Annotated in this window: 22 protein-coding genes and 4 pseudogenes; 17 read left to right on the forward strand and 9 right to left on the reverse strand. The window is 70.8% G+C overall.

The window, feature by feature from the left end:
- The first annotated feature begins 93 nt into the window (after positions 1 to 93).
- From FSY66_RS01725 to FSY66_RS01735, 3 genes are all read left to right on the forward strand, one after another.
- The gene (locus FSY66_RS01725) at positions 94 to 420 is read left to right on the forward strand and encodes a GNAT family N-acetyltransferase (RefSeq protein ID WP_186304346.1); all 327 of its coding nucleotides are present in this window, start codon (positions 94 to 96) and stop codon (positions 418 to 420) included.
- Between the two features lie 63 nt (positions 421 to 483).
- Entirely contained in the window at positions 484 to 1,506 is a 1,023-nt protein-coding gene (locus FSY66_RS01730) for a pirin family protein (RefSeq protein ID WP_144790626.1), read from the forward strand.
- 64 nt (positions 1,507 to 1,570) lie between these two features.
- Entirely contained in the window at positions 1,571 to 2,122 is a 552-nt protein-coding gene (locus tag FSY66_RS01735) for a methylated-DNA--[protein]-cysteine S-methyltransferase (RefSeq protein WP_186304347.1), read from the forward strand.
- A 15-nt stretch (positions 2,123 to 2,137) separates the two neighbouring features.
- Here FSY66_RS01735 and FSY66_RS01740 read toward each other — a convergent pair whose 3' ends face one another.
- Positions 2,138 to 2,983, reverse strand: a complete 846-nt coding sequence (locus FSY66_RS01740; protein ID WP_144790630.1) for a PhzF family phenazine biosynthesis protein — start codon at positions 2,981 to 2,983, stop codon at positions 2,138 to 2,140.
- Positions 2,984 to 3,139: 156 nt separating this feature from the next.
- On the opposite strand from FSY66_RS01740, the gene FSY66_RS01745 reads away from it, so the two are divergent.
- On the forward strand, positions 3,140 to 4,141 hold the full coding sequence (locus FSY66_RS01745; RefSeq protein WP_144790632.1) for a zinc-dependent alcohol dehydrogenase family protein: 1,002 nt from the start codon (positions 3,140 to 3,142) through the stop codon (positions 4,139 to 4,141).
- A gap of 102 nt (positions 4,142 to 4,243) precedes the next feature.
- Here FSY66_RS01745 and FSY66_RS01750 read toward each other — a convergent pair whose 3' ends face one another.
- A complete protein-coding gene (locus FSY66_RS01750; protein WP_144790634.1) occupies positions 4,244 to 4,873 on the reverse strand; it encodes a LysE family translocator in 630 nt (209 codons plus the stop codon).
- 112 nt (positions 4,874 to 4,985) lie between these two features.
- On the opposite strand from FSY66_RS01750, the gene FSY66_RS01755 reads away from it, so the two are divergent.
- Complete coding sequence (locus FSY66_RS01755; RefSeq protein ID WP_144790636.1) at positions 4,986 to 5,435, forward strand: Lrp/AsnC family transcriptional regulator; 450 nt, start codon at positions 4,986 to 4,988, stop codon at positions 5,433 to 5,435.
- Between the two features lie 75 nt (positions 5,436 to 5,510).
- Here the strand turns inward: FSY66_RS01755 and FSY66_RS01760 are convergent.
- Positions 5,511 to 6,284, reverse strand: a pseudogene (locus FSY66_RS01760) (LLM class flavin-dependent oxidoreductase); the annotation flags it as partial.
- A 34-nt stretch (positions 6,285 to 6,318) separates the two neighbouring features.
- Between FSY66_RS01760 and FSY66_RS01765 the strand changes: the two are divergent.
- The 6 genes and pseudogenes from FSY66_RS01765 (at position 6,319) to FSY66_RS01800 (ending at position 12,483) form a co-directional block, all read left to right on the forward strand.
- Complete coding sequence (locus FSY66_RS01765; RefSeq protein WP_144790640.1) at positions 6,319 to 7,755, forward strand: recombinase family protein; 1,437 nt, start codon at positions 6,319 to 6,321, stop codon at positions 7,753 to 7,755.
- A gap of 394 nt (positions 7,756 to 8,149) precedes the next feature.
- Entirely contained in the window at positions 8,150 to 8,398 is a 249-nt protein-coding gene (locus FSY66_RS01775) for a helix-turn-helix domain-containing protein (RefSeq protein ID WP_035123395.1), read from the forward strand.
- A 318-nt stretch (positions 8,399 to 8,716) separates the two neighbouring features.
- Entirely contained in the window at positions 8,717 to 10,138 is a 1,422-nt protein-coding gene (locus tag FSY66_RS01785; protein ID WP_144790642.1) for a Rep family protein, read from the forward strand.
- Positions 10,135 to 10,725: a hypothetical protein gene (locus FSY66_RS01790; RefSeq protein WP_035123391.1), complete on the forward strand. Its 591-nt coding sequence runs from the start codon at positions 10,135 to 10,137 to the stop codon at positions 10,723 to 10,725. Before FSY66_RS01785 ends, FSY66_RS01790 begins: the two co-directional genes overlap by 4 nt.
- Positions 10,722 to 11,183: pseudogene (locus FSY66_RS13080) on the forward strand (relaxase/mobilization nuclease domain-containing protein); the annotation flags it as partial. The gene FSY66_RS01790 and the pseudogene FSY66_RS13080, both read left to right, overlap by 4 nt.
- A 412-nt stretch (positions 11,184 to 11,595) precedes the next feature.
- Positions 11,596 to 12,483, forward strand: coding sequence for a hypothetical protein (locus FSY66_RS01800; RefSeq protein WP_396350865.1), 888 nt, complete (start codon positions 11,596 to 11,598; stop codon positions 12,481 to 12,483).
- 370 nt (positions 12,484 to 12,853) lie between these two features.
- On the opposite strand, the gene merA is transcribed toward FSY66_RS01800, so the two are convergent.
- Positions 12,854 to 14,278, reverse strand: coding sequence for a mercury(II) reductase (gene merA / locus FSY66_RS01810; protein WP_061225165.1), 1,425 nt, complete (start codon positions 14,276 to 14,278; stop codon positions 12,854 to 12,856).
- A gap of 106 nt (positions 14,279 to 14,384) precedes the next feature.
- On the opposite strand from merA, the gene FSY66_RS01815 reads away from it, so the two are divergent.
- Positions 14,385 to 14,774, forward strand: a complete 390-nt coding sequence (locus FSY66_RS01815) for a heavy metal-responsive transcriptional regulator (protein ID WP_042529932.1) — start codon at positions 14,385 to 14,387, stop codon at positions 14,772 to 14,774.
- A gap of 47 nt (positions 14,775 to 14,821) precedes the next feature.
- On the opposite strand, the pseudogene FSY66_RS01820 reads toward FSY66_RS01815, so the two are convergent.
- Positions 14,822 to 15,070: pseudogene (locus tag FSY66_RS01820) on the reverse strand (LLM class flavin-dependent oxidoreductase); the annotation flags it as partial.
- Between the two features lie 127 nt (positions 15,071 to 15,197).
- On the opposite strand from FSY66_RS01820, the gene FSY66_RS01825 reads away from it, so the two are divergent.
- The 3 genes from FSY66_RS01825 to FSY66_RS01835 all read left to right on the forward strand — a co-directional run bounded on the left by FSY66_RS01825 (position 15,198) and on the right by FSY66_RS01835 (position 19,339).
- A complete protein-coding gene (locus tag FSY66_RS01825) occupies positions 15,198 to 15,818 on the forward strand; it encodes a TetR/AcrR family transcriptional regulator (protein WP_144790647.1) in 621 nt (206 codons plus the stop codon).
- Positions 15,815 to 17,692 carry an MDR family MFS transporter gene (locus FSY66_RS01830; protein WP_144790649.1) on the forward strand — a complete coding sequence of 626 codons (1,878 nt, stop codon included), beginning with the start codon at positions 15,815 to 15,817 and terminating at the stop codon, positions 17,690 to 17,692. The genes FSY66_RS01825 and FSY66_RS01830 overlap by 4 nt, the downstream gene beginning before the upstream one ends.
- Before the next feature lie 189 nt (positions 17,693 to 17,881).
- Positions 17,882 to 19,339: an aldehyde dehydrogenase family protein gene (locus FSY66_RS01835; RefSeq protein WP_144790651.1), complete on the forward strand. Its 1,458-nt coding sequence runs from the start codon at positions 17,882 to 17,884 to the stop codon at positions 19,337 to 19,339.
- A gap of 30 nt (positions 19,340 to 19,369) precedes the next feature.
- Here the strand turns inward: FSY66_RS01835 and FSY66_RS12490 are convergent, their stop codons facing one another.
- The 4 genes and pseudogenes from FSY66_RS12490 to FSY66_RS01855 all read right to left on the reverse strand — a co-directional run bounded on the left by FSY66_RS12490 (position 19,370) and on the right by FSY66_RS01855 (position 21,448).
- Entirely contained in the window at positions 19,370 to 19,804 is a 435-nt protein-coding gene (locus tag FSY66_RS12490) for a PhzF family phenazine biosynthesis protein (RefSeq protein ID WP_186304348.1), read from the reverse strand.
- 68 nt (positions 19,805 to 19,872) lie between these two features.
- A pseudogene (locus FSY66_RS13085) lies at positions 19,873 to 20,205 on the reverse strand (PhzF family phenazine biosynthesis isomerase); the annotation flags it as partial.
- A gap of 132 nt (positions 20,206 to 20,337) precedes the next feature.
- The gene (locus FSY66_RS01850; protein ID WP_260853340.1) at positions 20,338 to 20,574 is read right to left on the reverse strand and encodes a DUF6953 family protein; all 237 of its coding nucleotides are present in this window, start codon (positions 20,572 to 20,574) and stop codon (positions 20,338 to 20,340) included.
- A gap of 10 nt (positions 20,575 to 20,584) precedes the next feature.
- On the reverse strand, positions 20,585 to 21,448 hold the full coding sequence (locus FSY66_RS01855; RefSeq protein WP_144790655.1) for a TOPRIM nucleotidyl transferase/hydrolase domain-containing protein: 864 nt from the start codon (positions 21,446 to 21,448) through the stop codon (positions 20,585 to 20,587).
- 230 nt (positions 21,449 to 21,678) lie between these two features.
- Between FSY66_RS01855 and FSY66_RS01860 the strand changes: the two genes are divergently transcribed.
- The gene (locus FSY66_RS01860) at positions 21,679 to 22,626 is read left to right on the forward strand and encodes an ABC transporter ATP-binding protein (RefSeq protein WP_144790657.1); all 948 of its coding nucleotides are present in this window, start codon (positions 21,679 to 21,681) and stop codon (positions 22,624 to 22,626) included.
- Positions 22,623 to 23,906: an ABC transporter permease gene (locus FSY66_RS01865; RefSeq protein ID WP_144790659.1), complete on the forward strand. Its 1,284-nt coding sequence runs from the start codon at positions 22,623 to 22,625 to the stop codon at positions 23,904 to 23,906. Before FSY66_RS01860 ends, FSY66_RS01865 begins: the two co-directional genes overlap by 4 nt.
- Positions 23,907 to 23,975: the final 69 nt, after the last annotated feature.

The following is a 23,975-nucleotide window of genomic DNA, read 5'->3' on the forward strand; positions in this document are numbered from 1 at the left end:
GCGCCTCCTCTCCCGATCCTCGATGCCGTCCGGTTCAGTCTCCCGGCGGGTGCAGCAGCGGCACAAACCGGCACCGTCTCGCGTTGCACGGACATGACCGATGCACAGGAGCCCTCCGCGCAGCCGTCGCCCACCGCCGAGCTCGAGCTGCGCCACGACACCGCAGCCCATGCCTTCCAGGCCCTCGACGGCGGCCGCGTCGTCGGCGAGGCCCACTACACGCCGCGGGACCACGACGGCCGCGCCCAGCGGATCTTCGACCACACCCTCACGCAGCCCAGCCATCGCGGCCGCGGCGTGGCCGACCGCCTGGTCTCCTGGGCGATCGCCGAGACCGCGGCCGAGGGCATCGAGCCGCAGGCCACCTGCTGGTACGTGCAGGGGTGGTTGCGCGAGCACCCGGAGGCGCTGGTCGGCTGAGTCGGCGCCGCCGTCGACCGGATAGTTAGTGACACGTCACGTGAAGTGTGCTGGAATGAGCGCATGAGCAACGTGGAGCCCGTCCCGCTGGAGACCATCTGCACGACGCAGCCCGGCCACGAGATCCAGATCCTGCCGCCGCGCACCGTCCCCCTGGGCGGACCGCGCGCCATGGACGTGCGCCGCGTCCTGCCGCAGCGCAAGCGCTCGCTGATCGGCGCGTGGTGCTTCCTGGACAGCTACGGCCCCGACGACGTCGCGCAGACCGGGGGCATGGACGTGCCCCGCCATCCGCACACCGGGCTGGCGACCGTCTCGTGGCTGTTCACCGGGGAGATCGACCACCTCGACTCCGCGGGCAACCGCGTCGTCGTGCGCCCCGGGGAGATGAACCTCATGCTGGCCGGGCGCGGGACCACCCATCAGGAGATCTCGACGGCCGAGACCAGCATCCTGCACGGCGTCCAGCTGTGGTACGCGCTGCCCGAGTCCACGCGGCACATGGACCACGACTTCATCCATCACGTCCCGCAGCCCGTGCGCGGGGAGGGATCGCAGATCCGCGTCTTCATCGGGGAGTTCGCCGGCGACGACGCCCAGGTGGGCACTTCCACCCCGCCGCTGCTGGGCGCGGAGATCCTGCTCGAGCCCGGCGCCGTGCTGGAGCTCGATGTGCAGGAGGGGTTCGAGCACGGCGTCTACCTGGACTCCGGTGCCCTGAGCGTGGACGGGGTCGCGCTGGAGGCCGAGCATCTGGCCTACGTGGGCCCGGGGCGCGAGAGCCTCCGGCTGGAGGTCGACGACGACGCCGAGCCTGTGCGCCTGATCCTGCTGGGCGGCGAGCCGCTGGGCGAGGAGATCGTCATGTGGTGGAACTTCATCGGCCGCACGCACGATGAGGTCGCGGCCTACCGGGCGATCTACCAGCACGAGCTGGGCTTCGAGGGCGCTCCGTCGGAGGAGATCCTGGCCGCCGCAGGCCTGGGCCCGGACGACCCGCCGCGCTTCGGGCCCTACCCCGACGGCGAGCCCGATCCGCTGCCCGCGCCGCCGCTGCCGAACACCCGGCTGCGCCCGCGCGGCTGATCCGCCCGGCGACGCTGCCCCGACCCGGCGGAGGACCGCGGCATGCCAGGATCGGCGCATGCGCATGCCCCGCGAACCCGTCTGGAGCTGGATCGAGACGCCGATCGGCGACGGCCTGATCGTCGTCGGCCCGCATGGTGCCGTGCGCGCCGCGTTCTCCCGTCCCGACGGGACCGGCATGCCGAGCGAGGAGTCCGTCCTGGTGGAGGCGGGCGCCCGGCTCGGAGCGCCGCCCGCCCACGATCCGGCCGCGCTGGCCGAGATCGCGCAGCGGATCGAGGTGTGGTTCGACGGCGGCCTCCGGGACCTGGGCGTCCCCGTGGACCTCGGCGACGCGGAGGGCTTCCGCCGTGCGGTCTGGGAGCGGATCGCGCAGATCCCGTACGGGCAGACCCTGCCCTACGGGAGGCTGGCCGCCGCGGCCGGACGCCCCAGGGCCGCGCGGGCCGCGGGCACGCTGTGCTCGGAGGTCCGGGCGCCGCTCTTCCTGCCCGTGCATCGCGTCACCCGGGCCGACGGCAGCACCGGAGAGCCGGATCCGCGGTCCGCGGTGCGCCGGATGCTGATCGACCACGAGCAGGCGGTGCTCACCGGCGGCCCGTCGCCCTGGGCCTGAGCGTCCCCGGCGGCCTCAGAAGCTGACGATGCCCGTGATCGTCACCTCTGCGGCACCGCCGACCCACACGTCCTGCCCGTCCGAGCGCACGCGCACCCGCCCGCTGCGGCCCAGCGCCGTGCCCTGGGCCGCCGTGTACTCCTCCGGCGCCAGGCCGGCCCGGATCAGCCACGTCCCGAAGCCGGCCTGCAGGCTGCCCGTCACCGGGTCCTCGCGCATCCCCGTCTCCATGGGGACGAAGGCCCGGACCTCGACGTCCGCATCCCGTCCCGGCTCGTGGGGGCCGAAGACGCCCAGGCGCAGATCGTGCTGGGCGATCAGCGTCGGCTCGGGCTCGAGCGCCAGCACCTTCCGGGCGTCGGCGAGCACGAGCCCGAGCCACCCGGGTCCGTTGTCGACCCAGTTCGCCCCCTGGACGTCGCCGGGGCTCAGCCCGAGCGCCTGCCGGGCATGGGCCAGGGTCGCGGACTCGACCTCGCCGCCGCGGCGCAGGGGCGGGGCGGAGAAGGACAGGCCGTCGTCGTCGGACAGGACCGTGATCAGGCCCGCCCCGCACTCCTGGACGACGGTCCCGTCCGGGCGCGGCGCGCCGCCCGCCTCGAGCCAGGCGCGCGCCGAGCCCAGGGTGGGGTGCCCCGCGAACGGCAGCTCTTCCTGCGGGGTGAAGATCCGCACGCGGTAGTCGGCGTGCTCGTGCTCGGGGGAGAGCAGGAACGCCGTCTCGGAGAGGTTGGTCCAGTTCGCGAACCGGGCCATCTGCTCGTCCGTGAGCTCGTCGGCATTGTGCACCACGGCCAGCGGATTGCCGCCGTGGGGCGCGGCGGAGAAGACATCGACCTGGGAGAAGCGGAAATCGGTCATGCGGGGAGTCTGGCACCGGCCTCGGACGGCGCAGGGACCGGCCGCGCGATCCCGCTGAGAGCGGATCCGTCTTCTGCGGCGCGGGCCGCCGGTGGCACTCTGGGAGGACAAGCCCGCCGTGGAGCGCGCGGAGGGCCCGTCGAGAGGAGTCCGACCATGAAGCAGTTCATCGTCCCCGCCGGCGGCGGTCTGGAGAACCTGCGGCTCGACGACGTCGCCGAGCCCGGCGCGCCCGGCCCCGGCGAGATCCGCGTGGACGTCAGGGCCTCGAGCCTGAACTTCCACGACTACCTGGTGATCTCCGGCGGCACGCCCCCGGACGAGGACCGCGTGCCTCTCGCGGATGCCTCCGGCGTGGTCGCCGAGGTCGGCGAGGGCGTCGAGGAGTTCGCGGTCGGCGACCACGTGGTCTCCGTGTTCTTCCCGCACTGGCAGGCCGGCGACGATGTCGCCTCCTCCTTCGCGGGCTCGCCCGGCGACGGCGTGGACGGGTACGCCCGGGAGTCCGTCGTCCGCCCCGCGAACTGGTTCACTGCGGCCCCTCGCGGATGGACCCACCCCGAGGCCGCGACCATCACGACCGCGGGAGCCACCGCGTGGCGCTGCCTGGTGACCGAGGGCGATCTGCGTCCCGGTCAGACGGTCGCGCTGCTGGGCACCGGCGGCGTGTCGATCCTGGCGCTGCAGATCGCCAAGGCCATGGGGGCGCAGGTGGCGATCACGTCCTCCTCCGACGAGAAGCTCGCCCGGGCCCGGGAGCTCGGCGCCGATGTGACGGTCAACTACCAGGACGATCCGGAATGGGGTCGCACGATCAAGAAGGAGACCGGAGGTGCGGACATCGTCCTGGAGTCCGCCGGTGCTCAGACTCTCCCGCAGTCGCTGCGGGCCGTGAAGCCGGGCGGGACCATCGGCCTGATCGGGGTGGTCGCGGGCAATGCGGGGGAGATCCCCACGGCTCTGCTGATGGCCAAGCAGGTGCGCCTGCACGGCGTGCTGGTCGGCTCGCGGCGGATGCAGCAGGAGTTCGTGACCGCCCTGGACGGACTCGGCATCCGGCCGGTCCTGGACCGGACCCTCCCGCTGGATCAGCTGGCCGATGCCTGCCGCGCGATGGAGGGCCGGAGCCACCTGGGCAAGATCGCCCTGGAGTGGTGAGCCGGCGCTCCCGTCGACGATGAGGTCGACGACCTCGGCTTCCTGCGCCATGCGCAGCGGGTTCTCGCGGCGCATGTCCTGGTCGAGGCCCCCGGCGGCCGACTACAGGAGCATCGCGATCGCCTTCTCCGCTGCGAGCAGGACGCCGAGGACGATCATCACGATCCCGGAGACGATCCCGACGGCCTGCGCGGCCTTGGGCCGCTTGACGAGGACCGCAGCGGCGCCGTAGCCGACGGCGAAGTACAGGACCGCGCAGTTCGCGACGTGCAGCGCCCCGAGCAGGATCATCTGCGCGCCGACCGGCCACGACGCACCCGGCGTGGTGAACTGCGGGAGCAGCGCCAGGAACAGCAGGAACACCTTCGGGTTCAGCAGGCTGATGCCGACGCCCTTCGCGAACAGTCTCCGCCCTCCGGTCGGCGCGGCCTCGCCCGTGAGATCCGGTGCGGCGGGGTGCCGCAGTGTCCCGATGCCGAGCCAGATCAGGTACGCGGCCCCGGCGAGGGTGAGCGCGGTCATGGCGATGGGCGAGGCGGCGAGGACCGCGGCGACCCCGGCGGCCACGATCAGCGTCGCCGTCAGATGCCCGGTGAGCATGCCGGTCACCGCAGGCAGCACACCCTGCCGGTGCTTCACACCCGAGGCGATCGCGTACGCCCAGTCCACCCCGGGCGTGATCACGAACAGCATGGAGACGCCCCAGAAGGCGACCATCGATCCCGCATCCATCGGCGGTTCCTCCTGCAGGGGCTCGGCAATGAGGCAAGATTATTCGAGATCACGCGCAATATGATTCGCGAATTGTTGCCATGACCCCTGTTCAGCGGAAGGATCTTTCACCGTGGATGCACTTGACCGGAAGATCCTCTCCCTCCTCCAGCGGGACGGGCGAGCAACGGTGACCGACGTCGCCTCGAAGGTGGGGCTGAGTCCCTCGGCGTGCCACCGGCGATTCCGCGACCTGGAGGCGTCGGGGGTGATCCGGGGGTTCGGCGTCGACCTCGACCTCGACCAGCTGGGCATGCCCTTCGAAGCCCTGGTCTTCGTCACGATGCGCGCCGCCGATCACGCCACCTGGACGGCCTTCGAGGAGGCCGCGGCCGCGATCCCGAACGTCGTGCAGGCGCAGCGTCTGTTCGGCGAGCCCGACTATCAGCTCTACGTCGCAGCCCGCTCGAAGCAGCACTACCAGGAGCTCTACGACCATGAGCTCAGCCAGCTGCCCGGCGTCCAGCGGCTGACCTCGACGCTGATCATGAAGACCGTCGTCGCCCACCACGCGCCCGTCTGAGCGAAGCGAACGACGAGCCTGGTGCCGCGGTCGATCAGGCGGTCGCCGATGCGGCAGGCGGATGCGCGGGTCGGGTCACCCCAGGGCCGGCATGATCTCCCGCTGGATGACCTCGAGCGCCCGGGCGTTGTAGTCCACGCCGAGCTGGTTGGGGACGGTCACCAGCAGCAGGTCGGCCTCCGCGACGGCCGCGTCCTGGGCGAGCTCCTCGGCGATCCGGGACGGATCGCCCGTGTAGCTGCGCCCGAAGCGGGCGATGCCGCCGTCGATGTAACCCACCTGGTCGCGGCTGTCCGCCTGGGCGTGGACGCCGAAGTACCGGCGGGAGACGTCGTCGAAGACCGGCATGACGGAGCGGGAGACGGAGATCCGCGGCTCGCGCTGCCAGCCCGCATCCCGCCAGGAGCTGCGGAAGACCTCGATCTGCTCGGCCTGCAGGTCCGCCAGTGACTGACCGGTCTCCTCCGTGAGCAGGGTCGAGGACATGAGGTTCATGCCCTGCTGCGCGGCCCACGCCGCGGTGGCGCGGGAGCCGGCACCCCACCAGATCCGCTCCCGCAGCCCCGGGGCCTGCGGCTGGATCGGCAGGAGGTCCCGCGAGGCGCTCTGGCGCGGATCGGGGCGCGCCGCGCCGCCGCCGTCGACGGCCGCCAGAAAGTCCCGGGTGTGCCGACGAGCCATGCCTGCGGCGTCCTCGTCGGCGCGCGGGACGTGCCCGAAGGCCTCGTAGCCGGCGAGGGCCGGTTCCGGGGAGCCCCGGGAGATGCCGAGCTGCAGGCGCCCGTCGGCGATGAGATCCGCGACGGCCGCGTCCTCGGCCATGTGCAGCGGGTTCTCGTAGAGCATGTCGCGGTTGTGACACTCGTTCCGTAAGCTTGGTTGCATGGTCGAACTGGTAGCGCTGAGGAAGACGAACGAGGTGGCCGCGTACGTCCGCGCCTCCATGGACCGCAAGGGCGACCGCTGGACGGTCGATACGCAGCTGAGGAAGATCAGGGCGCTGGCCGAGGCCAAGGACTGGAACGTCGTCGAGGTCTACGAGGACAACGCCGTGTCGGCGACGAAGAAGCGCCGCGCTGGCACCCGCTGGGCCGAGATGCTGGACGACGCCCGCGCGGGCCGCTTCTCGATGGTGGTCGCCGTGGACATGGACTGGCTGCTGCGCAGCACGAAGGACCTCAACACCTTGATTGACCTGGGGCTGCGGGTCGTCACCGTGGACGGCGAGATCGACCTCTCGACGGCCGACGGTGAGTTCCGAGCGACGATGCTCGCGGCACTGGCCCGGTTCGAGGCCAGGCGTAAGGCGGAGCGTCAGATCAGGTCGAACGAGCGCCGACGCTTCGAGGGCATCCCGACGAGCGCCTGGAAGGCGTTCGGGTGGACGCGAGAGGGCGAGCTGATCCCGGAGGAGGCCGACGCCGTCCGGCGGGCCTTCGCCGCGTTCCTCGGCGAGCCGTCGCTGTCGATCCGGCGAATCCGCGAGGATCTGAACGGTGCCGGTCATCTCACCGCCCGCGGGTCGGAGTTCTCCGTCGATGCCGTGCGCTACCTCCTGGCGAACCCGCTCTACGCTGGCTACATCAAGCACTACGCGTCGGGCGAGCTGTACCCGGTGCAGGGCGACGCGTTCCCGCCCATCGTCGGCGAGCAAACGTGGCGGGCCGCGGTGGCGAAGCTGGAGGACAACGTGCGAAGGTCGGCGAGGCAGGGTAACCAGCCGAAGTACCTTCTGTCCACGATCGGGCTGTGCGGGAAGTGCGGCGCGACGCTCGTCTCCGGGACGAACAGTCGCAAGCAGCCGACGTACCGCTGCGGCGAGCAGTTCCATCTCACCCGCCAGCGCGAGCCCGTCGATGCGATGGTGACCGAGGCGGTGCTCACCCGCTTGTCCTCGGTGGATGTGCACAACCTCGTGATGCCGCAGGAGGACGATGGGCCAGATCACGAGGAGTTGCTGACGGAGCGGAACGCCCTGGTCGAGCGGGTGAAGGAGCTGAGCCCGCTGCTGCGTGACATCCATCAGCCGGTCCTGGAGATCACGGCGGCGATCAACGACGTGAAGGCCCGCATCGATGAGATCGACGCGGAGCTGCTCGACCGTTCGGTGTCGGTGGCGGCGAAGTTGCTCGCGGACGTGGACGAGCCGGTCGGCACCGCGGAGCGCCGCGAGGTGGTCGAGGCGAAGTGGAAGACGTTGGACGTGGACCGCCGCCGGATGCTCGTGGACGAGCTGGTGACGGTGGCCATCGAGCCCATCGCGCCCGGTCACGTGAAGTTCGACCCCGACCTCATTCGTATAGAGCCGCGTCGCGACTGACACGCGAGTCGACTCGTCAGTGGACTGGTGAGTCGACTCGTGGGAGAATGGTTGCAGACAAGAAGATCCCACCGGGGGCCAGACTTTGAAGCTGGCGGTACTACTCCCGGATGAGTAGCCGGTCAAACAGCCCAATTACCGTGGCGGGGAACCGGAAGCACACTCATGTTTGAGGACTTCCGATGTCTGTCGTTATCGACGCTCCCCGCGCATCTGCGCTGGACTGCCCTGGGCTCGACCAGGATTCGACCCCCGATCCGCAGGCTGATGGGCTCGATCCCGTCATCGCTGCCGCCCTCGCCGCCGGTCGCCGAGCTGGTGAGCGCCTGGCCCGCACGCCGCTGACTCCGCGCCAGCGGGCCGCGGTCGCCGCCGTGATGGGTGGTGATCGCTGATGAGCGCCAACTCCGCCGCCTTCGCCCACGTGAACGGCTTCCGCTGGCGTGTGGGCGACCCCACCCTCGCCGACAGCGAAGCGCACCTCTACGACCTCGGCGTGCTCCGCTCCGTGCTGGAGGAGGCCGTCGAGATGGCCGTCGCCGATGCCCGCGCCGACGGGGTGACCTGGGCCAAGATCGGCGACGCCCTCGGCGTCACGCATCAGGCCGTCATCAAGCGTTACCGCAAGGGTGGTGCCCGATGAACGCCGCCGAACGCACCAGCGCCACCGCTCCCGCTGACCTGACCAGCCCGACCGATGGGCCTGGCCTGGCATCCGCCGGAGGCGGGCTGCCCGTCGTCGTGATGCCCGTCCTCATCCGTGCTCCGCACTCCAAGAGTTCTGGAAGCCTCATCCGTTCCTACGGGCGCGGCAAGGGCTTGTCGATTGCCGCGCCATGCAACAACATGCCTGGTCAGCTGCCGGTTTCGCCTTCGCTCCACCGCGTGACCCCGCAGGATCATTTGGGGGTCAATAGGGGGTCATTTAAGGCGCCGCACGCTCCTTCCGACGTCCTGGGCGGTGGTCGCCGTGGCTAAGCAGGAGAACAACCCGACGAGCATCGGGCTCACGCAGTACCTCGATCCGTCGTACTGGACCTGGGTCGCCGAGGACGCGAACGGGGCCGCGCTGCTCCAGCAGGGAGCCGGGGCGATCCTCGCCTACGTGGTGCAGCGGCTCGAGGCGATCGGCTGTGAGGTCGTCGAGGCCTACGGCATCGTGCACGACAAGGACGAGCGCGAGGTCTGGAGCGACACCGAGAAGACCCTCGTGGTCGAGCCGAAGCCGGATCACCTGCACGCGGTGATCAAGTTCGCCAGCCGCGCGAAGAGCGCGCCTCTGGATCGGCTCGCGTTTGGCATCGGCGTCGAACCGCAGTACGTCGAGAAGCCCGGTCGCGGGCGGTACGCCTTCGACAACATGCTCTCGTACCTGACGCACGTGAAGTACGCGGACAAGCACCAGTACGCGCCTTCGGAGGTCGCCACGGTGCGCGGGCCGGACTACCTCGGCATCGACGCCCAGCGCCGGGAGACGTGGCTCAAGGGTCGCGCCCACGTGAAGAAGAAGGTCGTCGCCGAGAACTTCGAGGACATGCGCGAGCGCGTGCTCCAGGGCGAGATCACGCGCGATCAGATCATGCTTACCGATGAACTGTTCGACATCTACTCGCGGCATCAGCGGGAGATCGACGATGCCCTGTCCGCCTACGGTCAACGCCGCGCGTACCGGGCGGCGGCGAAGCTCCGCGCCGGTGAGTTCTCGACGCACGTGGTATTCGTGCACGGGGATGCCGGTATCGGCAAGACCCGGTTCGCCACGGACTTCATCACCGAGGCGATCAACGCGGCGAACGCCCACGGCGAGCGGTGGCAGGTCTACCGGGCCGCCACGGGGAACCCCCTCGATGACTGGCGCGGGGAGGAAGTGCTGCTGCTCGACGATCTGCGCGCCTCGGCGATGGACGCGAACGACTGGCTGCTGCTGCTCGATCCGTACAACGCCTCCCCGGCGAAGGCGCGCTATAAGAACAAGGGCGAGGTGGCCCCGCGTCTCATCGTCATCACGGCGACGATCGAGCCCGTCGAGTTCTTCTACTACGCCCGTCAGAAGGGCAACGTGGACGAGGCGCTGGACCAGTTCATCCGCCGCCTGGCCTCGGTCGTGAAGGTCTACCGTGCCGACGAGATCAACCGCTACCTCGTGCAGCACATCGGAAGGATCGAGCCCTACGAGTGGCATCAGTGCAGCGTTCCGGCCGCCGCGCACACGCCCGGCATGTACGGGAACGCGTACCACCGGAACGCCGGGTCGCGGGAACTGACCTACGGTCCGGAGACCTCGGCCGACCACGACGCGGACGGCGCGGTCGCGGAGCTGCTGAGCGGGCTCGCCGTGCGGAGTCCGGACGTGCCGCTGGCACTGATCGGAGGTGCCGCATGAGCACCGAACTGGACGCGCTCTTCCAGGGGGTCGAGGGGGCCGGAGGCCCCTCGCAAGCAGGCATGGAGGACACGAGCGTCAGCGATGTGTCCGACATGCCTACTGCTTGCCACTCTGGCGTACAGGTGGAGCAGCAGACCGACTCCCAGGTGAACACGGGTCGGGCTGATGCGGAGGCTGTGCGGCAGAGTCACGGCGGCGCGAAGCGTCGTCGTGGGGGCCGCGCGAAGCTCGATACCGACTTCGGAGAGGCCACGCTCGCGGCGCTTCGCACTCGTGCGAAGCGGCTCGGGCTGGCTCCGAGCACGTGGGTGCGGGCCGTCGTGCGCGATGCCCTCCACGCCTCTCGGAGCGAGGAGCTGGACGCCGCCGTGGCCGCGCACCTGCTCGGCGTCGAGGCGCGCGCGCAGGTGTCGGCGGACGCGCGCGAGCTGGCCGCGCAGATCCGCCCGCTGGCGATCAACGTCAACGACCTGGACCACCGAGCACGTGCCGGTGAGGCGGTGGCGCTGTCGTCGGAGGTGCCCGAGCTGATCGAGCTGCTGCGCGAGGTCCGCGCCCTGCTCGGTGATCGGACGGCGTCATGAGCACGACGCACTACAGCCCGAGCGCCAGCGCCGCCGACACGGAGCGCTATATCCGGGGCAAGGAGGACGAGCGGGGCGTCGCGATCACGTGCGATGTGCCGGGAGGCCCCGGCGCGTTCTCGGCGCGCGCTCGGGCGCTCACGCAGAACACGACGCGCGAGGTCGAGGCGCTGCACTACCGCCAGTCGTTCAGCGACGAGGAGTTCGACCCGAAGAACCCCGAACACGTGCAGCGGGTGAACGACCTGGGCTACCAGCTCGCCAAGAAGATGCACCCGGATTCCGACTGCCTCGTCGTCAGTCATGTGGATGGGCGGGGAAAGAAGCCGCACAACCATATTTTGGTTCTCAATCACAACAACCGCACGGGAAAGGCGCTCTCGGACTATCGCACGTTCCACGACCGCAAGGCCGGGAATCAGAAGGGCGTGCAGTCGGCGAACGACGAGCTGATGCGCGAGCACGGGCTCTCGGTCGTGAAGCGGCTGGAGCACGCGCCGAAGGACTGGGAGCTGCGCCGCGAAGACTTCGCCGAGGGGTCGCTCGACCGCGAGATGGGCGACCGGATGAGTGCGGCGCTGGCCGATCCCCGCGCGGTGGACAAGGCCGGTCTGGTCTCGGTGATCGAGGAGCAGAACCAGCAGCTCGGTGATGACGGGGATCGGGTGCCACGGATGCGGCTGCACAGCCCCGTCAGCAAGAAGGGCAAACGCGCCGGGCAGGAGACCTGGACGCTCTACATCGAGGACCGCCGCGGCGAGTCCGGGCGTGCCGAGCGCCGCAAGCGCACGAGCGCACTCTCGGCGGACTTCACCCCGGAGGGCGCGCAGGCGTTCTTCGACTACCACCAGCAGCAGAAGGAGCAGGAACATGAGCGCAGCACTCGACAGGCTGAAGCAGCAGAACGGGCCCGTGCAGTCGCCGCAACCGCTCGGCAGTCCGGAGACGATGGAGCTGTTGACCTCGATCCTCGCCGCCGTCGAGGCGCAGAATACGAGGATCGCCACGCTGACCGAGCAGCAGAAGAAGCTCGCGGGGTTCGTGAAGGTGGACAGCGAGGAGCAGGAGAAGCAGCTCTCCGCGATCTCGCATCAGCTGACCTCAACGTCGCCGCCGCCGGAGTCGAACGAGAACAGCGAACTGCTCGCCGGAATCGCGTCCACTCTCGCGGGTATGAGCGTGAACCTCAACGGGGAGAGTCTGAAGGGCTCAGCCTCTAAGTCCGAGGCTGCCGCCAAGCATCTCGATGAGAGCCGGGCTAAGTTCGAGCGGGCCGCGAACGGTGCGCAGAAGGCCTGGCGGGAGTCGATCACCCAAGCCAGCGCCGAGGCGACGAGTGCGATCAGCACGGCCCGGGATCAGGCTGTGCAGTCGATCGAGAGGGCCGCTGCCGACGCCGGGGCCGTGGCAACAGCCAAGATTGACGCCGCGAACGAGCGGACCGAAAAGATCATCGCCACAACGGCGAAGCTGGAGGCCCGTCAGCTTTGGTCTGTCGCCGCGTCGATGTGCCTCGCGCTGCTGCCGGTCGCAGTGATCGTCGCGGGTGTTTGGATGGCCGTCGCCGGGCTTATCACGGGCGCTCAGTGGGCCCTCGACGTGGACGGGAGCGTGTGGCTCGGGATCGGTCGCTGGCTCGTGGTCTCCATGGGCCTCGCCGGGGCCGGCTACGGACTCTTCGCGTCCGTCCGCTGGGTCGCCGGTCTCGTGGAGACCTGGAAGGGCCGCGGGATGCCGAGGTGGCCCCGTTGGCGGTGATGGCTGGATCCGATCGAGCTACCGGTTCCGATCAGCAGTCGAAGGATTTTCGCAGCAGCCAGTCCTGCGGCCTCGGTGCCGCCGCCGTAGCCTGACGAGCATCCCGGCCGTGACGGCCATCGCGACGGCGATCCCGGCACCGATGATCCAGGGATTGCCGAGGAGCCCTCCGACGCCTGCGAGTGCTCCGCCCGCCGCGATGAGCGGCAGGCCGCAGCAGAGCAGCAACGGAAGCGCGCAGCATGCCAGTAGGAGCAGCCCGGTCCCTGCGGCGACGATGGGACCGGCGCGCCGTTCGTCGCGGTCGTGATCGGCGCTCATCGTCTGCACCTCTTCCGGATGAGATCTCCCCGATTGCATGCGTTGCCGTTCATGCGCAGCACGAGAGCAGTGACGGGTCGGTGGTGAAGGACTTCGCGGCGATCCGGATGCCTTCGGTCATGGTCAGGTAGGGGGCCCAGGCGTCGGCGACTTCGGCGATGGTCTTGCCGAGCACGTGGACGCCTGCGGCGGCGAGTTCCCCGGCGTCCTTGGCGACGGCGGTGAGGCCGAGGATCTCGCTCGTATCGGCGTTCACGACGATCTTGATGAACCCGCGGGTGTCGCGGTTGATCACCGCCCGGGGCACATACTCCAGGGGCAGCACGCGGCAGTCGCAGCGGATCCCCGCGGCGACGACCTCCTTCTCGGTCATCCCGACCGCGCCGATCGCCGGTCCGGTGAACGTCACCCGCGGCAGATGGGAGTAGTCGACGGACCGGTCGGCGTCGGCGAACGCGTTCTCGGCAACGAGGGTGCCGTGGTGGGCCGCGACGTAGACGAACTCCGGGTGCCCGGTCACGTCGCCCGCGGCCCAGATCCGCGGGTTCGACGACTGCAGATGGTCGGAGACGACCACCTCGCCGGAGTCCCCGGTCTTCACCCCGACCGCATCGAGGTTCAAGCCGTCGGTGACGGGACGGCGTCCGAGGGCGACGAGCACCTGGTCGGCGCGGAACTCCTGCGAGCCGCCGGACACGTCCGCGGTAACCACGACCTGCCCGGTCGCCGCGTCCCGGGACACCCGGGTCGGCACCGCGCGGCGGACCACCCGGATGCCCTCGTCGGCGAACACCTCCTGCAGTGTCCGGGACACCTCCGGCTCCTCCTTCGACGCGAGCCGGGACCGCACCAGCACGGTGACCTGGGAGCCGAGGCGGGCGAACAGCTGCGCCTGCTCCAGGGCAACGTAGCCGCCGCCGAGCACCAGCATCGACTCGGGGACCTCGGTCAGGTCCATCGCCGTGGTCGAGGTCAGGTACCCGGCCTCGTCCAGGCCGTCGATCGGCGGAGCCCACGGCCGCGCACCGGTGGCGACCAGGTAGTGCTCGGCCTCGATCGTCTCGACCGCTCCGTCTGCGGCGGTGACCTCCAACACCGGCGCGTCCGGGGTGCCCGCGAACCCGGCGTCTCCCCGCCGGACGTGCCACCCGTATGAATCGGCGACGTCGGCGTACTTCTCGCCCCGCATCGTCTCGACCAACGCCTGCTTCCCGGCGATCAGCGCGGGCATGTCCACTGGGCCTGCCGTCGTCGCGATCCCCGGGAACCGGTCGGCGGCGTCGGCGGCGACGTGCCGTGCATCGGCGGCGGCGATGAGGGCCTTCGACGGCACGCAGCCCGTGTTCACGCAGGTGCCGCCGAGCGTGCCACGCTCGATCATCACCACCGACTTCCCGAGCATGGTCGCGCGAATCGCGGCGGCGAACGCTCCGCCGCCCGATCCGATGATGGCGAGATCGTACTTCGTAGGCATCGCTGCTCCCGTCAAGGCTTGGACTTCTGTTCCGTTTCAGCCATACTGGACCTTCCAGTGCAGGGGAAGGTCAAGCGTGGCCCCTGCCGAATGATCGGAGGCCGCAATGCGCATCGGAGAACTCGCCGAACGCGCGGGCACCACCTCGAAGACGCTCCGGTTCTACGAAGAGCAGGGACTGCTGCCCCCGGCCGACCGGACGCCATCCGGGTACCGCGACTACGCGCCCGACGCCGTCGCCCGGATCGACTTCGTTCACCGTGGCCAGGCCGCAGGCCTCACCCTCGCCCAGATCCGCCAAATCCTCGACATCCGCGACAGCGGCCACGCGCCCTGCGAGCACGTGCGAGACCTCCTCGACGCGCGCCTGGCCGAGATCGAGCAGCAGATCGCCCAGCTCACCGCCCTGCACGGCACCATCGCCGACCTCCGGCACGACGCCGCGCACCCGGACCCCGACACATGCAGCCCAGACCAGGTCTGCCGGTACCTGTAGAGGGACGCGGACCGAGAAAACGAGAGCCATAACACGAACATGCGCTAGCGCATGTCGATCACGCCCGTGCCGATCTGGAGCCGCGATGTCCGGGCGCCGATCGCCGAGAGCAGCGGGAACGGCGCCGAGTGCTGCTGCGCGAAGTGGTGCACGCGGAAGAAGGCGCCGTCCACGCCGAGCTCCTCCGCGGCGACCGACAGGTCGATCGCCTGGTGCAGCACGTCCGCACCGGTCCGGGTCTGCGATCCGGGCACGTCCGACCAGTGTCCGAAGGACAGGAAGCCGAGCTGGGTCATGTCATCTCCTGGGGGTGAGCGATGTTCCGCCCTCAGTAACGTGATACGTCACGAGAATCATCCCGCTGTGCTGATCCTCACCAGAAGTGCAGTTGTGCACCATTGGCAGTGATGCAAAAATGCACAGGTGCAAGAATCAAGCCTGAGGGAGCGGAAGAAGGCCCAGACGTGGCATGAGCTCCATGTCGCCGCGGCCGAAGCCGTCCTGGACCGGGGGCTCCATGCCGTCACGGTCGAGGAGGTCGCCGCCTCGGCGGGGGTCTCCCCGCGCACCTTCTTCAACTACTTCGCGTCGAAGGACCACGCTCTCCTGGGCGTGCGCGACCCGGAGCTCCCGCCAGGGATCGCGGAGCACCCGCCCGAGGGGTCCTGCACGCTGCGCCGCGTGGTCGAGCTGTACGTGCAGCTCATGTACTCGGCCATGCCGGCGAGCAGCGCGCAGCTGCGGAGCCGTCTCATGAAGGCCCATCCGAGTCTCGGGGGCCTGCTCAAGGACACGATGCACCGCTGCGAGCACATGGTGCACGACGTCGTGCGCGGCTGGGCCGAGCAGGGCCTCGAGCCGCAGGTCCTCGGGCCGGGCGACGATCTCGACCAGCGCATCGGCATGCTCGTGCAGATGGCGGGCGCCGTGCTGCGCTTCGTGCTCACCAGCCCGGACCGGGTGCCGGGCACCCGACCTTCCCCGGAGGATCTCGACCGCGCGGTCGAGCTCCTCGACAGTCTCAGCAGAACGGACCGATCATGACCTCCACACCACCACGGGGCGGCCCCGGCGCGGGGCAGGGCTCCGCGGGGGACCGCCCGACCGGCACGCTGACCGCGGTCGACACGGCCAGCCTCTCCCTGCCCAGCTCCTCGACGATGACCGGGCAGCTGCCCGCCGTGCGGGGCGATGAGCGGCGGGAGCAGGAGGCGGCCGCGGCCCCGCGTCCGCGTCTCGTGCCGATCTTCATCGCCCTGATGCTCGCGATGCTGCTGGCCTCGCTGAACCAGACGGTGCTCTCGACGGCTCTGCCCACGATCGTCGGCGAGCTCGACGGCGTCCACCAGATGCAGTGGGTCATCACCGGCTACATCCTGGCCTCGACCGTGACCATGCCGTTCTACGGCAAGATCGGCGACCAGATCGGGCGCAAGCCCCTGCTGGTCGGGGCGATCCTCGTGTTCATGGCCGGCTCGATCGTGGGCGGGCTCGCCCCGACCATCTGGTGGCTCATCGCGGCCCGCGTGGTCCAGGGCCTCGGCGGCGGCGGCCTGATCATCCTCTCCCAGACGGTGATCGCCGACATCGTCCCGGTGCGCGAGCGCGGCAAGTACATGGGCGTCATGGGCGGGGTCTTCGCGCTGTCCTCGGTGGTCGGCCCGCTGATCGGCGGCTGGATCACGGAGGGCCCGGGCTGGCGCTACGCCTTCTGGATGAGCGTCGCGCTGGGCCTGGTGGCACTGGCGGGCGTCGTCTTCTTCCTCAAGCTGCCCACGCACCGCGGCCGCGTCGCGGTCGACGTCTGGGGCATGCTGACCCTGGCCGTGGCCACCGTCGCCGTGATCCTGACGATCACGTGGGGCGGCAGCACCTACGACTGGGCCTCCGCGCAGATCCTCGGCCTGATCGTGGTCGCCGTGGTGTTCACCGCGATCTTCATCGTCATCGAGTCCCGCACGGCCGAGCCCGTCATGCCGCTGCCCATGTTCCGCAGCCGCACCTTCGTGCTGGCCACGGTCGCGGGCATGATGATCTCCGTGGCCATGTTCGGCGCGATCGGCTACATGCCCACGTACCTCCAGATGGTCCACGGGGCCAGCGCGACGTCCTCGGGCCTGCTGATGACCCCCATGATGGCAGGCGTGCTGGTCGCCTCGATCGGATCGGGCGCCCTGGTCTCGCGCTACGGGCGGTACAAGGCCTACCCGATCGTGGGTGCGGTGCTCGTGATCACGGCGCTGTACCTGTTCTCGCAGCTCACCGTCGACGACTCCGTGTGGCATGTGTGCCTGGCGCTGGGCGTCATGGGCGTGGGCCTGGGCCTGATCATTCAGATCCTGGTCCTGGCGGTGCAGAACGTGTTCCCGGGCTCGATGGTCGGCACGGCCACCTCGGGCAACAACTTCTTCCGCCAGGTCGGCGCCACGATCGGCTCCGGCGTGGTCGGCGTGGTCTTCGCCGGGCGCCTGACCGATCTGATCGCCGAGCGCATGCCGGCCCAGGCGCAGGCGGCCATGGGGGACCAGGGCTCAGACGCCTCGTCCGGGCTGACCCCGGAGCTCGTCTCGGGCCTGCCGGGCCCGGTCAAGGACGCGGTCACGTCCTCCTACAACGACGCCCTGACCCCGATCTTCCTGGTGATGATCCCGCTCGTGGTGCTGGCGCTGCTCCTGATGATCTTCATCCCGGAGACGCCGCTGTCCACCACGCTCGAGCGCTCCGGGGCGCAGAAGGGCTCGGATGCCGAAGCGGACGACGACGGCCGCGCCGCGTCGGACGACCGTCCGGCCGGGACTGCCTCCGCGCCGAGCGCGCCGGAGCCGGCGGATGACCGGACGGCGACGGGCCCGTCCCGCCGCGAGCCCGAGCCGAGCGAGCTGCCCGTGATCCGGCAGCGCGAGGACGGCAGGGGCTGAGCCTGCCGAGCAGATCCTGCTGAGCGGCGCCCTGCCGCGCCGAGCCCGCTGAGCCGGGCCTCCCGGCCCGATCGGCGCTCCGCGAGCGGCCCGGCGGATGCGAGACATCGCAGCCGCCGGGCCGCTAGTCTCGGCAGCACCGACGATCCGTCCGGTGCCGGGCGGATCCCGATCAGCAGGGAGACCAGCATGGCGCTTCTGGACACGTCCGCGTTCGAGGGCAGGATCTTCACCGGGACCTGGGAGGACGGCGACGGCGAGCCGATCGTCGTCCGCAATCCATCCGACGACGCCGAGCTGGCCTCGATCGGCTCGGCCTCCGTGGAGCAGGTCCGCCGGGCGGCGCACCGCGCCGAGGAGGCGCAGCGGCAGTGGTACGGGCTCCGGCCCTCCGAGCGCGCGGCCGTGCTGCGCCGGGCGGGGCAGGTCATCGAGGAGAACCACGACGAGCTCGCCGACTGGGTCATCCGCGAGACCGGCGGCATCCCCGCCAAGACCGGCCTGGAGGTGGGCAATTCCGCGGCCGAGTGCTTCGAGGCCGCGGCTCTCCCGACCCATCCGCACGGCCAGTGGCTGCCCTCCGACGGCGCGCACTGGTCGTTCTCGCGGCGCCGGCCCTCGGGCGTGGTCACGGTCATCACCCCGTTCAACTTCCCGCTGCTGCTGGCCATGCGCTCCGTGGCCCCCGCCCTGGCCACGGGCAACGCGGTGCTGCTGAAGCCGGACCCGCGCACCTCCGTCATCGGCGGCTTCGCGCTGGCCCGCGTCTTCCAGGAGGCCGGGCTGCCGGAGGGCGTCCTGCAGGTCCTGCCCGGCGGCGGCGAGATCGGGGCCGCCTGCGTGGAGGCCGACGAGGTCCGGGTGGTCTCCTTCACCGGCTCGACCGCGGCCGGCCGGAAGATCGGGGCGACGGCCTCGGAGCGGCTCAAGCGAGCGCACCTGGAGCTCGGCGGCAACAACGCCACGATCGTGTTGCCGGGCGCGGATGTCGATCTCGCGGCCTCCGCCGGGGCCACCGGCTCGTTCTTCCACCAGGGCCAGATCTGCATGACCACCGGCCGGCACATCGTCCACGCCGACGTGCACGACGAGTACGTGCAGCGGCTGACCGAGCGGGCGGATGCGCTGGCCGTCGGGGACCCGTCGACCGGTCAGGTCCACCTGGGCCCGATCATCGACGAGGGCCAGCTCAAGTCCATCGACTCGATCGTCCAGGACTCCCTGGCCGCGGGAGCGGCCGCCAGCACCGGAGCCGATCACGACGGCCTGTTCTACCGCCCCACGGTGCTCACCGGCGTCACCGCGGACATGCCGGCCTGGTCGCAGGAGATCTTCGGACCGGTCGCCCCGGTGCACTCGGTCGCTTCCGTGGACGAGGCCGTGGAGCTCGCGAACTCCTCCGAGTACGGGCTGTCCATCTCGATCATGGGCCCGGTGGGGGAGGCCATGAAGGTCGCCGACCGCATCCGCTCGGGCAAGGTGCACATCAACGAGATGACGGTCGCCGATGAGGCGAACGCCCCGTTCGGCGGCGTGGGGGACTCGGGCAACGGCGGACGCTTCGGCGGCCCCGAGGCCAACCTCGAGGCCTTCACCGAGATCCAGTGGGTGACGGTCGCCCCGGACGAGGTCCAGCACCCGTTCTGAGCGGGCTCCCGCGGCGCCGCCGGACGGGGCTCAGGCCTCGAGCGTCCCGGCGCTGCGGGAGATCACGGCCCCGCCCACCCAGGTGGCGTCGGACTCGACGGCCACGGTCATCAGCGCGACATGGCCCACGGCCCTGCCCTGGGCCACCGTGAACGACGGCGGCATCAGCCCGCGCGGCACGAGCCAGGTGGCGAAGGCCGCGCTGAGCGTCGCGGCGGCCCGGGGCTCGTCGATCCTGCGCGACGGCGTGAACGAGCGCAGCTCGACGTCCGCGGGCCCTCCGGGCTCGTGCGGGCCGAGCACCCCCACCAGGTGCTGTCCGAGCTCGGCGATGCTCGGCTCCATGGCCATGACCGTCTCCGCGCTGTCCACGAGCAGCCCCAGGAAGCCGGAGCCGGCATCCAGCCACGCGGCCTCGCGCACGCGGGAGGCCTCCAGGCCCAGGACCTCGCGGATGATCTCCACGGTGAGGTCGTCGGGCTCGCCCGGTCGAACTGACTGGGGGCGGCGAAGCGCAGGGACGTCCCGTCCTGGACCTCGACGGCCGTCAGGCCGATGTCGCTCTGCTGGACCAGGCGGCCGGCGGCCGGGGCGCCGCCGCGGTCGAGCCAGGCGCGGGCGGCCGCGAGCGTCGAGAGGCCGGCGAAGCGGACCTCGGTCTGCGCGCGGAAGGCCCGCGTGCGGAAGTCGGCGCCCTCCTCGGTCGGGGAGAGCACGAAGACCGTCTCCTCGTGCGGGAACCATTCGACGAGGCTGCGGATCCGCTGCTCGCAGAGGCGGTCGGCCTCGAGCACCACGGCGACCGGGCTGCCCTCGAAGGGCTCGGTGGAGAACACGTCGACGACGGCATGGGGAAGGGCAGTCATGCCCCTGAGCGTAGGTGCGCGCTCACCCGTCCGAGGCCCGGCGGAGGGGTCCCGGCGCAGGTCCGGGTCCAAGTGCGGACGGGTCGATGCGGACACGTGCGCACCGCAGCCGCTGCGCTCAGCGGCGGGGACTCACTTCTTCGGCGACCAGAACCGGCGGTCGCGATCCCACTGGACGGTGCCGTCGTGGGCCTTGCGGAAGGCCTTCACGACGCCCTGGTCGAGGGCGGGATGCCCATGGGGGCTGGTCCGGACCCACTCGGGGCCGAACTTCTCCGGAACCAGGCGGACGGCGTCGTCCTGGTCGAGGCGGCCCTCCGTGCGGATCGTCTCGAGCATCCAGTCTGCGATCTCCTCAGGCGTCGTCATGCGGGACACCCTACGCCCCGGCCCCGCCGCCCCGTGCGCGCTGCGGCGGCGGAGGCAGGTCGGGCTCCAGCGCCGCGACCGCCGCGCAGATCCCCCGGAACGACGACGGCAGGTCGGTCATCTCGGCCGCGGCGCTCGCGGCGGCCAGGCGCTGCGGGCGCTTGGCCGCCAGGTCCCCGCCCAGGCGCCCCAGAGCCGCCATGAACGACGGCCAGCGGGAGAGCTCGTCCTCGAGGTCGATCCCGAGCGCGCTCCAGGTGCGGCCCACGACGGTGGGTCCGCCGAACCCCCAGTCCGCCGTCGGGTCCTCCGTCGGATCATCGGAGGACTCCGCGGACCGCAGAGCGGCGAGCAGCGCCTCGGTGGCGCCGCGCCGACTGCGCAGCGCCCGGTGGCGCGCGGCGGAGGAGCCCCCGATCGGACCGCCGTCGCCGTCGAAGAGCACGTGGTGCGGGATGCCCAGGGCCAGGTGGAGGTGGTGCAGCACGGCCAGGCGCGTCTTGCTGCCGGCGGGCTGCACGAGGCTCAGGGCATCGCCGCAGCGCCCGAGCAGGCTCCCGAGCACGGCCTGATCCGTGGTGCCCTCGACCAGCAGCGTGCGCGGCGAGCTGAGCATGCGCCCCAGGTCGTCCTCGGGGATCGCGGTCAGCTCCCGGGCCGCGTGATTGCGGGATCGGCCCATCGCCCGGGCGAGGTCCGCCAGGCGCAGGCTCCGGGGGCCGTCGGCGGTCAGGCGCACGACGGACTCCAGCCCGGCGGCGGGCAGCGAGGGCGGGGAGGAGAGCGGGGACTGCACCGGCACCTCGATCCGCCGCGGCGCAGGCGACGGGCCGTGCGGGGCCGACGGGCTCGGCTGCGGATCTCGGGCTGTCACGCGGCCCAGGGTAGGCGGAACCGCCCGGGGACCCGCGGGTCCGATCCGCACGCGCCTCCCCTGAAAGGATGAGGTCGACGCCGCCCCGCACCGGACGACGGGCCCGAGAGTTCACTCTCCGGTCTGATGCAGGGCACCCGTGTATGGGACAGGATGAGTCCCAGCCGGCCGAGCCCGGCCCGGAGCTCCCGGGCCGCGCGTCGCCGAATCCCCGATCAGGAGGCACCACGATGGAACCCGCGGTCCTGGAGACCGAGAATCTCGTCAAGGTCTACGGCAAGGGCGAGACCCGCTTCGACGCGCTCAAGGGCCTCACCCTGGAGATCCGCCGCGGCGAGTCCGTGGCCGTGGTGGGCAAGTCCGGCTCGGGCAAGTCCACGCTCATGCATCTCATGGCGCTGCTCGACCGCCCCACGCAGGGCGTGGTCGCACTGGACGGCAGCCCCGTCTCGGAGCTGAGCACCAAGGAGATCAACCGTCTGCGCAACGAGCGCTTCGGCTTCGTCTTCCAGCAGTTCTTCCTCAACGCCAACCAGACCGTCCTGGAGAACGTGGTCCTGCCCCTGAAGATCGCCGGCGTCAGGAAGTCCGAGCGCAACCGCCTGGGCATGGAGGCCCTCGAGCGGCTGGACATGGCCGACAAGGCCTCGAACAAGGCCACGAACCTCTCCGGCGGCCAGAAGCAGCGCGCCTGCATCGCCCGCGCGCTGGTGACCGAGCCGTCGGTGATCTTCGCCGACGAGCCGACCGGCAACCTGGACAGCCGCACCTCCGAGGTGGTCGAGGACATCCTCTTCGGCCTCCAGCGCGAGCAGGGCATCACGCTGGTGATCGTCACCCACGACGACGACCTCGCCTCGCGCTGCGATCGCCGCATCAACCTGGTCGACGGCGAGATCACCTCGGTCCAGGACCTCGACGACCAGCCCGCGGCCCCGGCTGCGGAGGCTCGGGCGTCGGAGGCCGCGGGCGAGCCCGATCCGAGCGCGGGACCGTGGGCCATGATCCCCGACGGCAACGGCGCCCACCGCGCCGAGACCGGCCCCGACGGCGCCGCGGGCCCGGAGCCGACCCGGCAGCCGGCGCAGCCGGGGGACCAGGACGGCCACGATCACGGGGACGGCCATGACCGCCAGGGCGGCCTGCGCCGCCTGTTCAAGAAGGGAGGCCGCCGATGAAGGCCACGGACATCGTCGCCACCGCGGCGGGGAACACGCTGCGGTCCAAGGCGAGGACGCTGCTGACGGTCATCGCGATCTTCATCGGCGCGTTCACCCTCACCCTGACCTCGGGTCTGGGCGTGGGCATCAACAAGTACATCGACACCCTCCTCCAGGGCTTCGGCAGCGAAGACCAGATCTACGTCATGAAGACCGCCGATCAGGCCTCCGGCACCGCCCAGGAGGGCCCGCAGGAGTACGACCCCGAGGCGGCCCAGAGCAGCAGCATGTTCGGCGGCTCGGAGATGCTGACCGAGGGCGACATCGAGACCATCGAGGGCATCGACGGGGTCGAGTCCGTCGAGCCGGTGGTCTTCGTGCAGCCGTCCTTCCTCGAGGTCGAGGACGGCTCGCAGTACCAGCTGACCCTGGGCTTCCCCACGGACGTCGAGGCCTACACCTACCTGGCCGGCGAGGCCCCCGCCTCCGACGCCCACGAGATCACGATCCCGCAGTCCTGGGTCGAGCCCCTGGGCTTCGACTCGGACGACGACGCCGTCGGCCAGAGCGTCCAGATCGGCATGCACAACTCCGTGGGCGAGGAGGACACCTTCGAGGCCACCGTCAGCGGCGTGACCGAGGAGCTCGCCTCCGGGCAGGGCGGATCGCCGACCCCGTCGGACGCCCTCAACCAGGAGCTGTACGACTACCAGACCTCCGGGATGGTCGAGCAGCGGCCCGAGGGCTACATCCAGGCCGTCGCCGAGGTGCCGGACGTCGATCGGCAGGGGCCGGTGAAGTCCGAGCTGATGGACGAGAACATGATCGGCATGACGGTTGAGGACCAGATCGGCGCGCTCAAGGGGATCATCAACACGGTGACCTGGGTGCTCAACGGCTTCGCCCTGATCGCGCTGCTGGCCGCGAGCTTCGGCATCGTGAACACGCTGCTGATGTCCGTGCAGGAGCGCACCCGCGAGATCGGCCTGATGAAGGCCATGGGCATGTCCGGAGGGAAGATCTTCGGGCTGTTCTCCGCCGAGGCCGTGCTGATCGGCCTCTTCGGCTCCGTGGCAGGCGTGATCGGCGGCGTGGCCGTGGGCTCGATCGCCAATGCGGTGCTCACCGGCGAGGGCGGCGCCCTGGCCGATGTGGCCGGTCTGACCCTCTACTCGATCGCCCCGCTCCAGCTGGTCCTCATCATCCTCGTGATCATGCTGATCGCCTTCCTGGCCGGCACCCTGCCGGCGGCCCGGGCGGCCAAGAAGGACCCGATCGAGGCCCTGCGCTACGAGTGACCGCGGCCGGCGGCCGGTCGCTCCGATCGGCCGCCGGCTCCCCCAGAACCCTCATCCCCCGACCGACGA

This window comes from Kocuria palustris, assembly GCF_007666205.1.
Classification (GTDB): Bacteria; Actinomycetota; Actinomycetes; order Actinomycetales; family Micrococcaceae; genus Kocuria; species Kocuria palustris_A.

Bases quoted from the DNA above. Each gene is read 5' to 3' on its own strand.
- FSY66_RS01725 (WP_186304346.1), top strand. From the start codon at position 94: ATGACCGATGCACAGGAGCCCTCCGCGCAGCCGTCGCCCACCGCCGAG.
- FSY66_RS01730 (WP_144790626.1), top strand. From the start codon at position 484: ATGAGCAACGTGGAGCCCGTCCCGCTGGAGACCATCTGCACGACGCAG.
- FSY66_RS01735 (WP_186304347.1), top strand. From the start codon at position 1,571: ATGCCCCGCGAACCCGTCTGGAGCTGGATCGAGACGCCGATCGGCGAC.
- FSY66_RS01740 (WP_144790630.1), bottom strand. From the start codon at position 2,983: ATGACCGATTTCCGCTTCTCCCAGGTCGATGTCTTCTCCGCCGCGCCC.
- FSY66_RS01745 (WP_144790632.1), top strand. From the start codon at position 3,140: ATGAAGCAGTTCATCGTCCCCGCCGGCGGCGGTCTGGAGAACCTGCGG.
- FSY66_RS01750 (WP_144790634.1), bottom strand. From the start codon at position 4,873: ATGGATGCGGGATCGATGGTCGCCTTCTGGGGCGTCTCCATGCTGTTC.
- FSY66_RS01765 (WP_144790640.1), top strand. From the start codon at position 6,319: ATGGTCGAACTGGTAGCGCTGAGGAAGACGAACGAGGTGGCCGCGTAC.
- FSY66_RS01775 (WP_035123395.1), top strand. From the start codon at position 8,150: ATGAGCGCCAACTCCGCCGCCTTCGCCCACGTGAACGGCTTCCGCTGG.
- FSY66_RS01790 (WP_035123391.1), top strand. From the start codon at position 10,135: ATGAGCACCGAACTGGACGCGCTCTTCCAGGGGGTCGAGGGGGCCGGA.
- FSY66_RS01800 (WP_396350865.1), top strand. From the start codon at position 11,596: ATGAGCGCAGCACTCGACAGGCTGAAGCAGCAGAACGGGCCCGTGCAG.
- merA (WP_061225165.1), bottom strand. From the start codon at position 14,278: ATGCCTACGAAGTACGATCTCGCCATCATCGGATCGGGCGGCGGAGCG.
- FSY66_RS01815 (WP_042529932.1), top strand. From the start codon at position 14,385: ATGCGCATCGGAGAACTCGCCGAACGCGCGGGCACCACCTCGAAGACG.
- FSY66_RS01830 (WP_144790649.1), top strand. From the start codon at position 15,815: ATGACCTCCACACCACCACGGGGCGGCCCCGGCGCGGGGCAGGGCTCC.
- FSY66_RS01835 (WP_144790651.1), top strand. From the start codon at position 17,882: ATGGCGCTTCTGGACACGTCCGCGTTCGAGGGCAGGATCTTCACCGGG.
- FSY66_RS01850 (WP_260853340.1), bottom strand. From the start codon at position 20,574: ATGACGACGCCTGAGGAGATCGCAGACTGGATGCTCGAGACGATCCGC.
- FSY66_RS01860 (WP_144790657.1), top strand. From the start codon at position 21,679: ATGGAACCCGCGGTCCTGGAGACCGAGAATCTCGTCAAGGTCTACGGC.
- FSY66_RS01865 (WP_144790659.1), top strand. From the start codon at position 22,623: ATGAAGGCCACGGACATCGTCGCCACCGCGGCGGGGAACACGCTGCGG.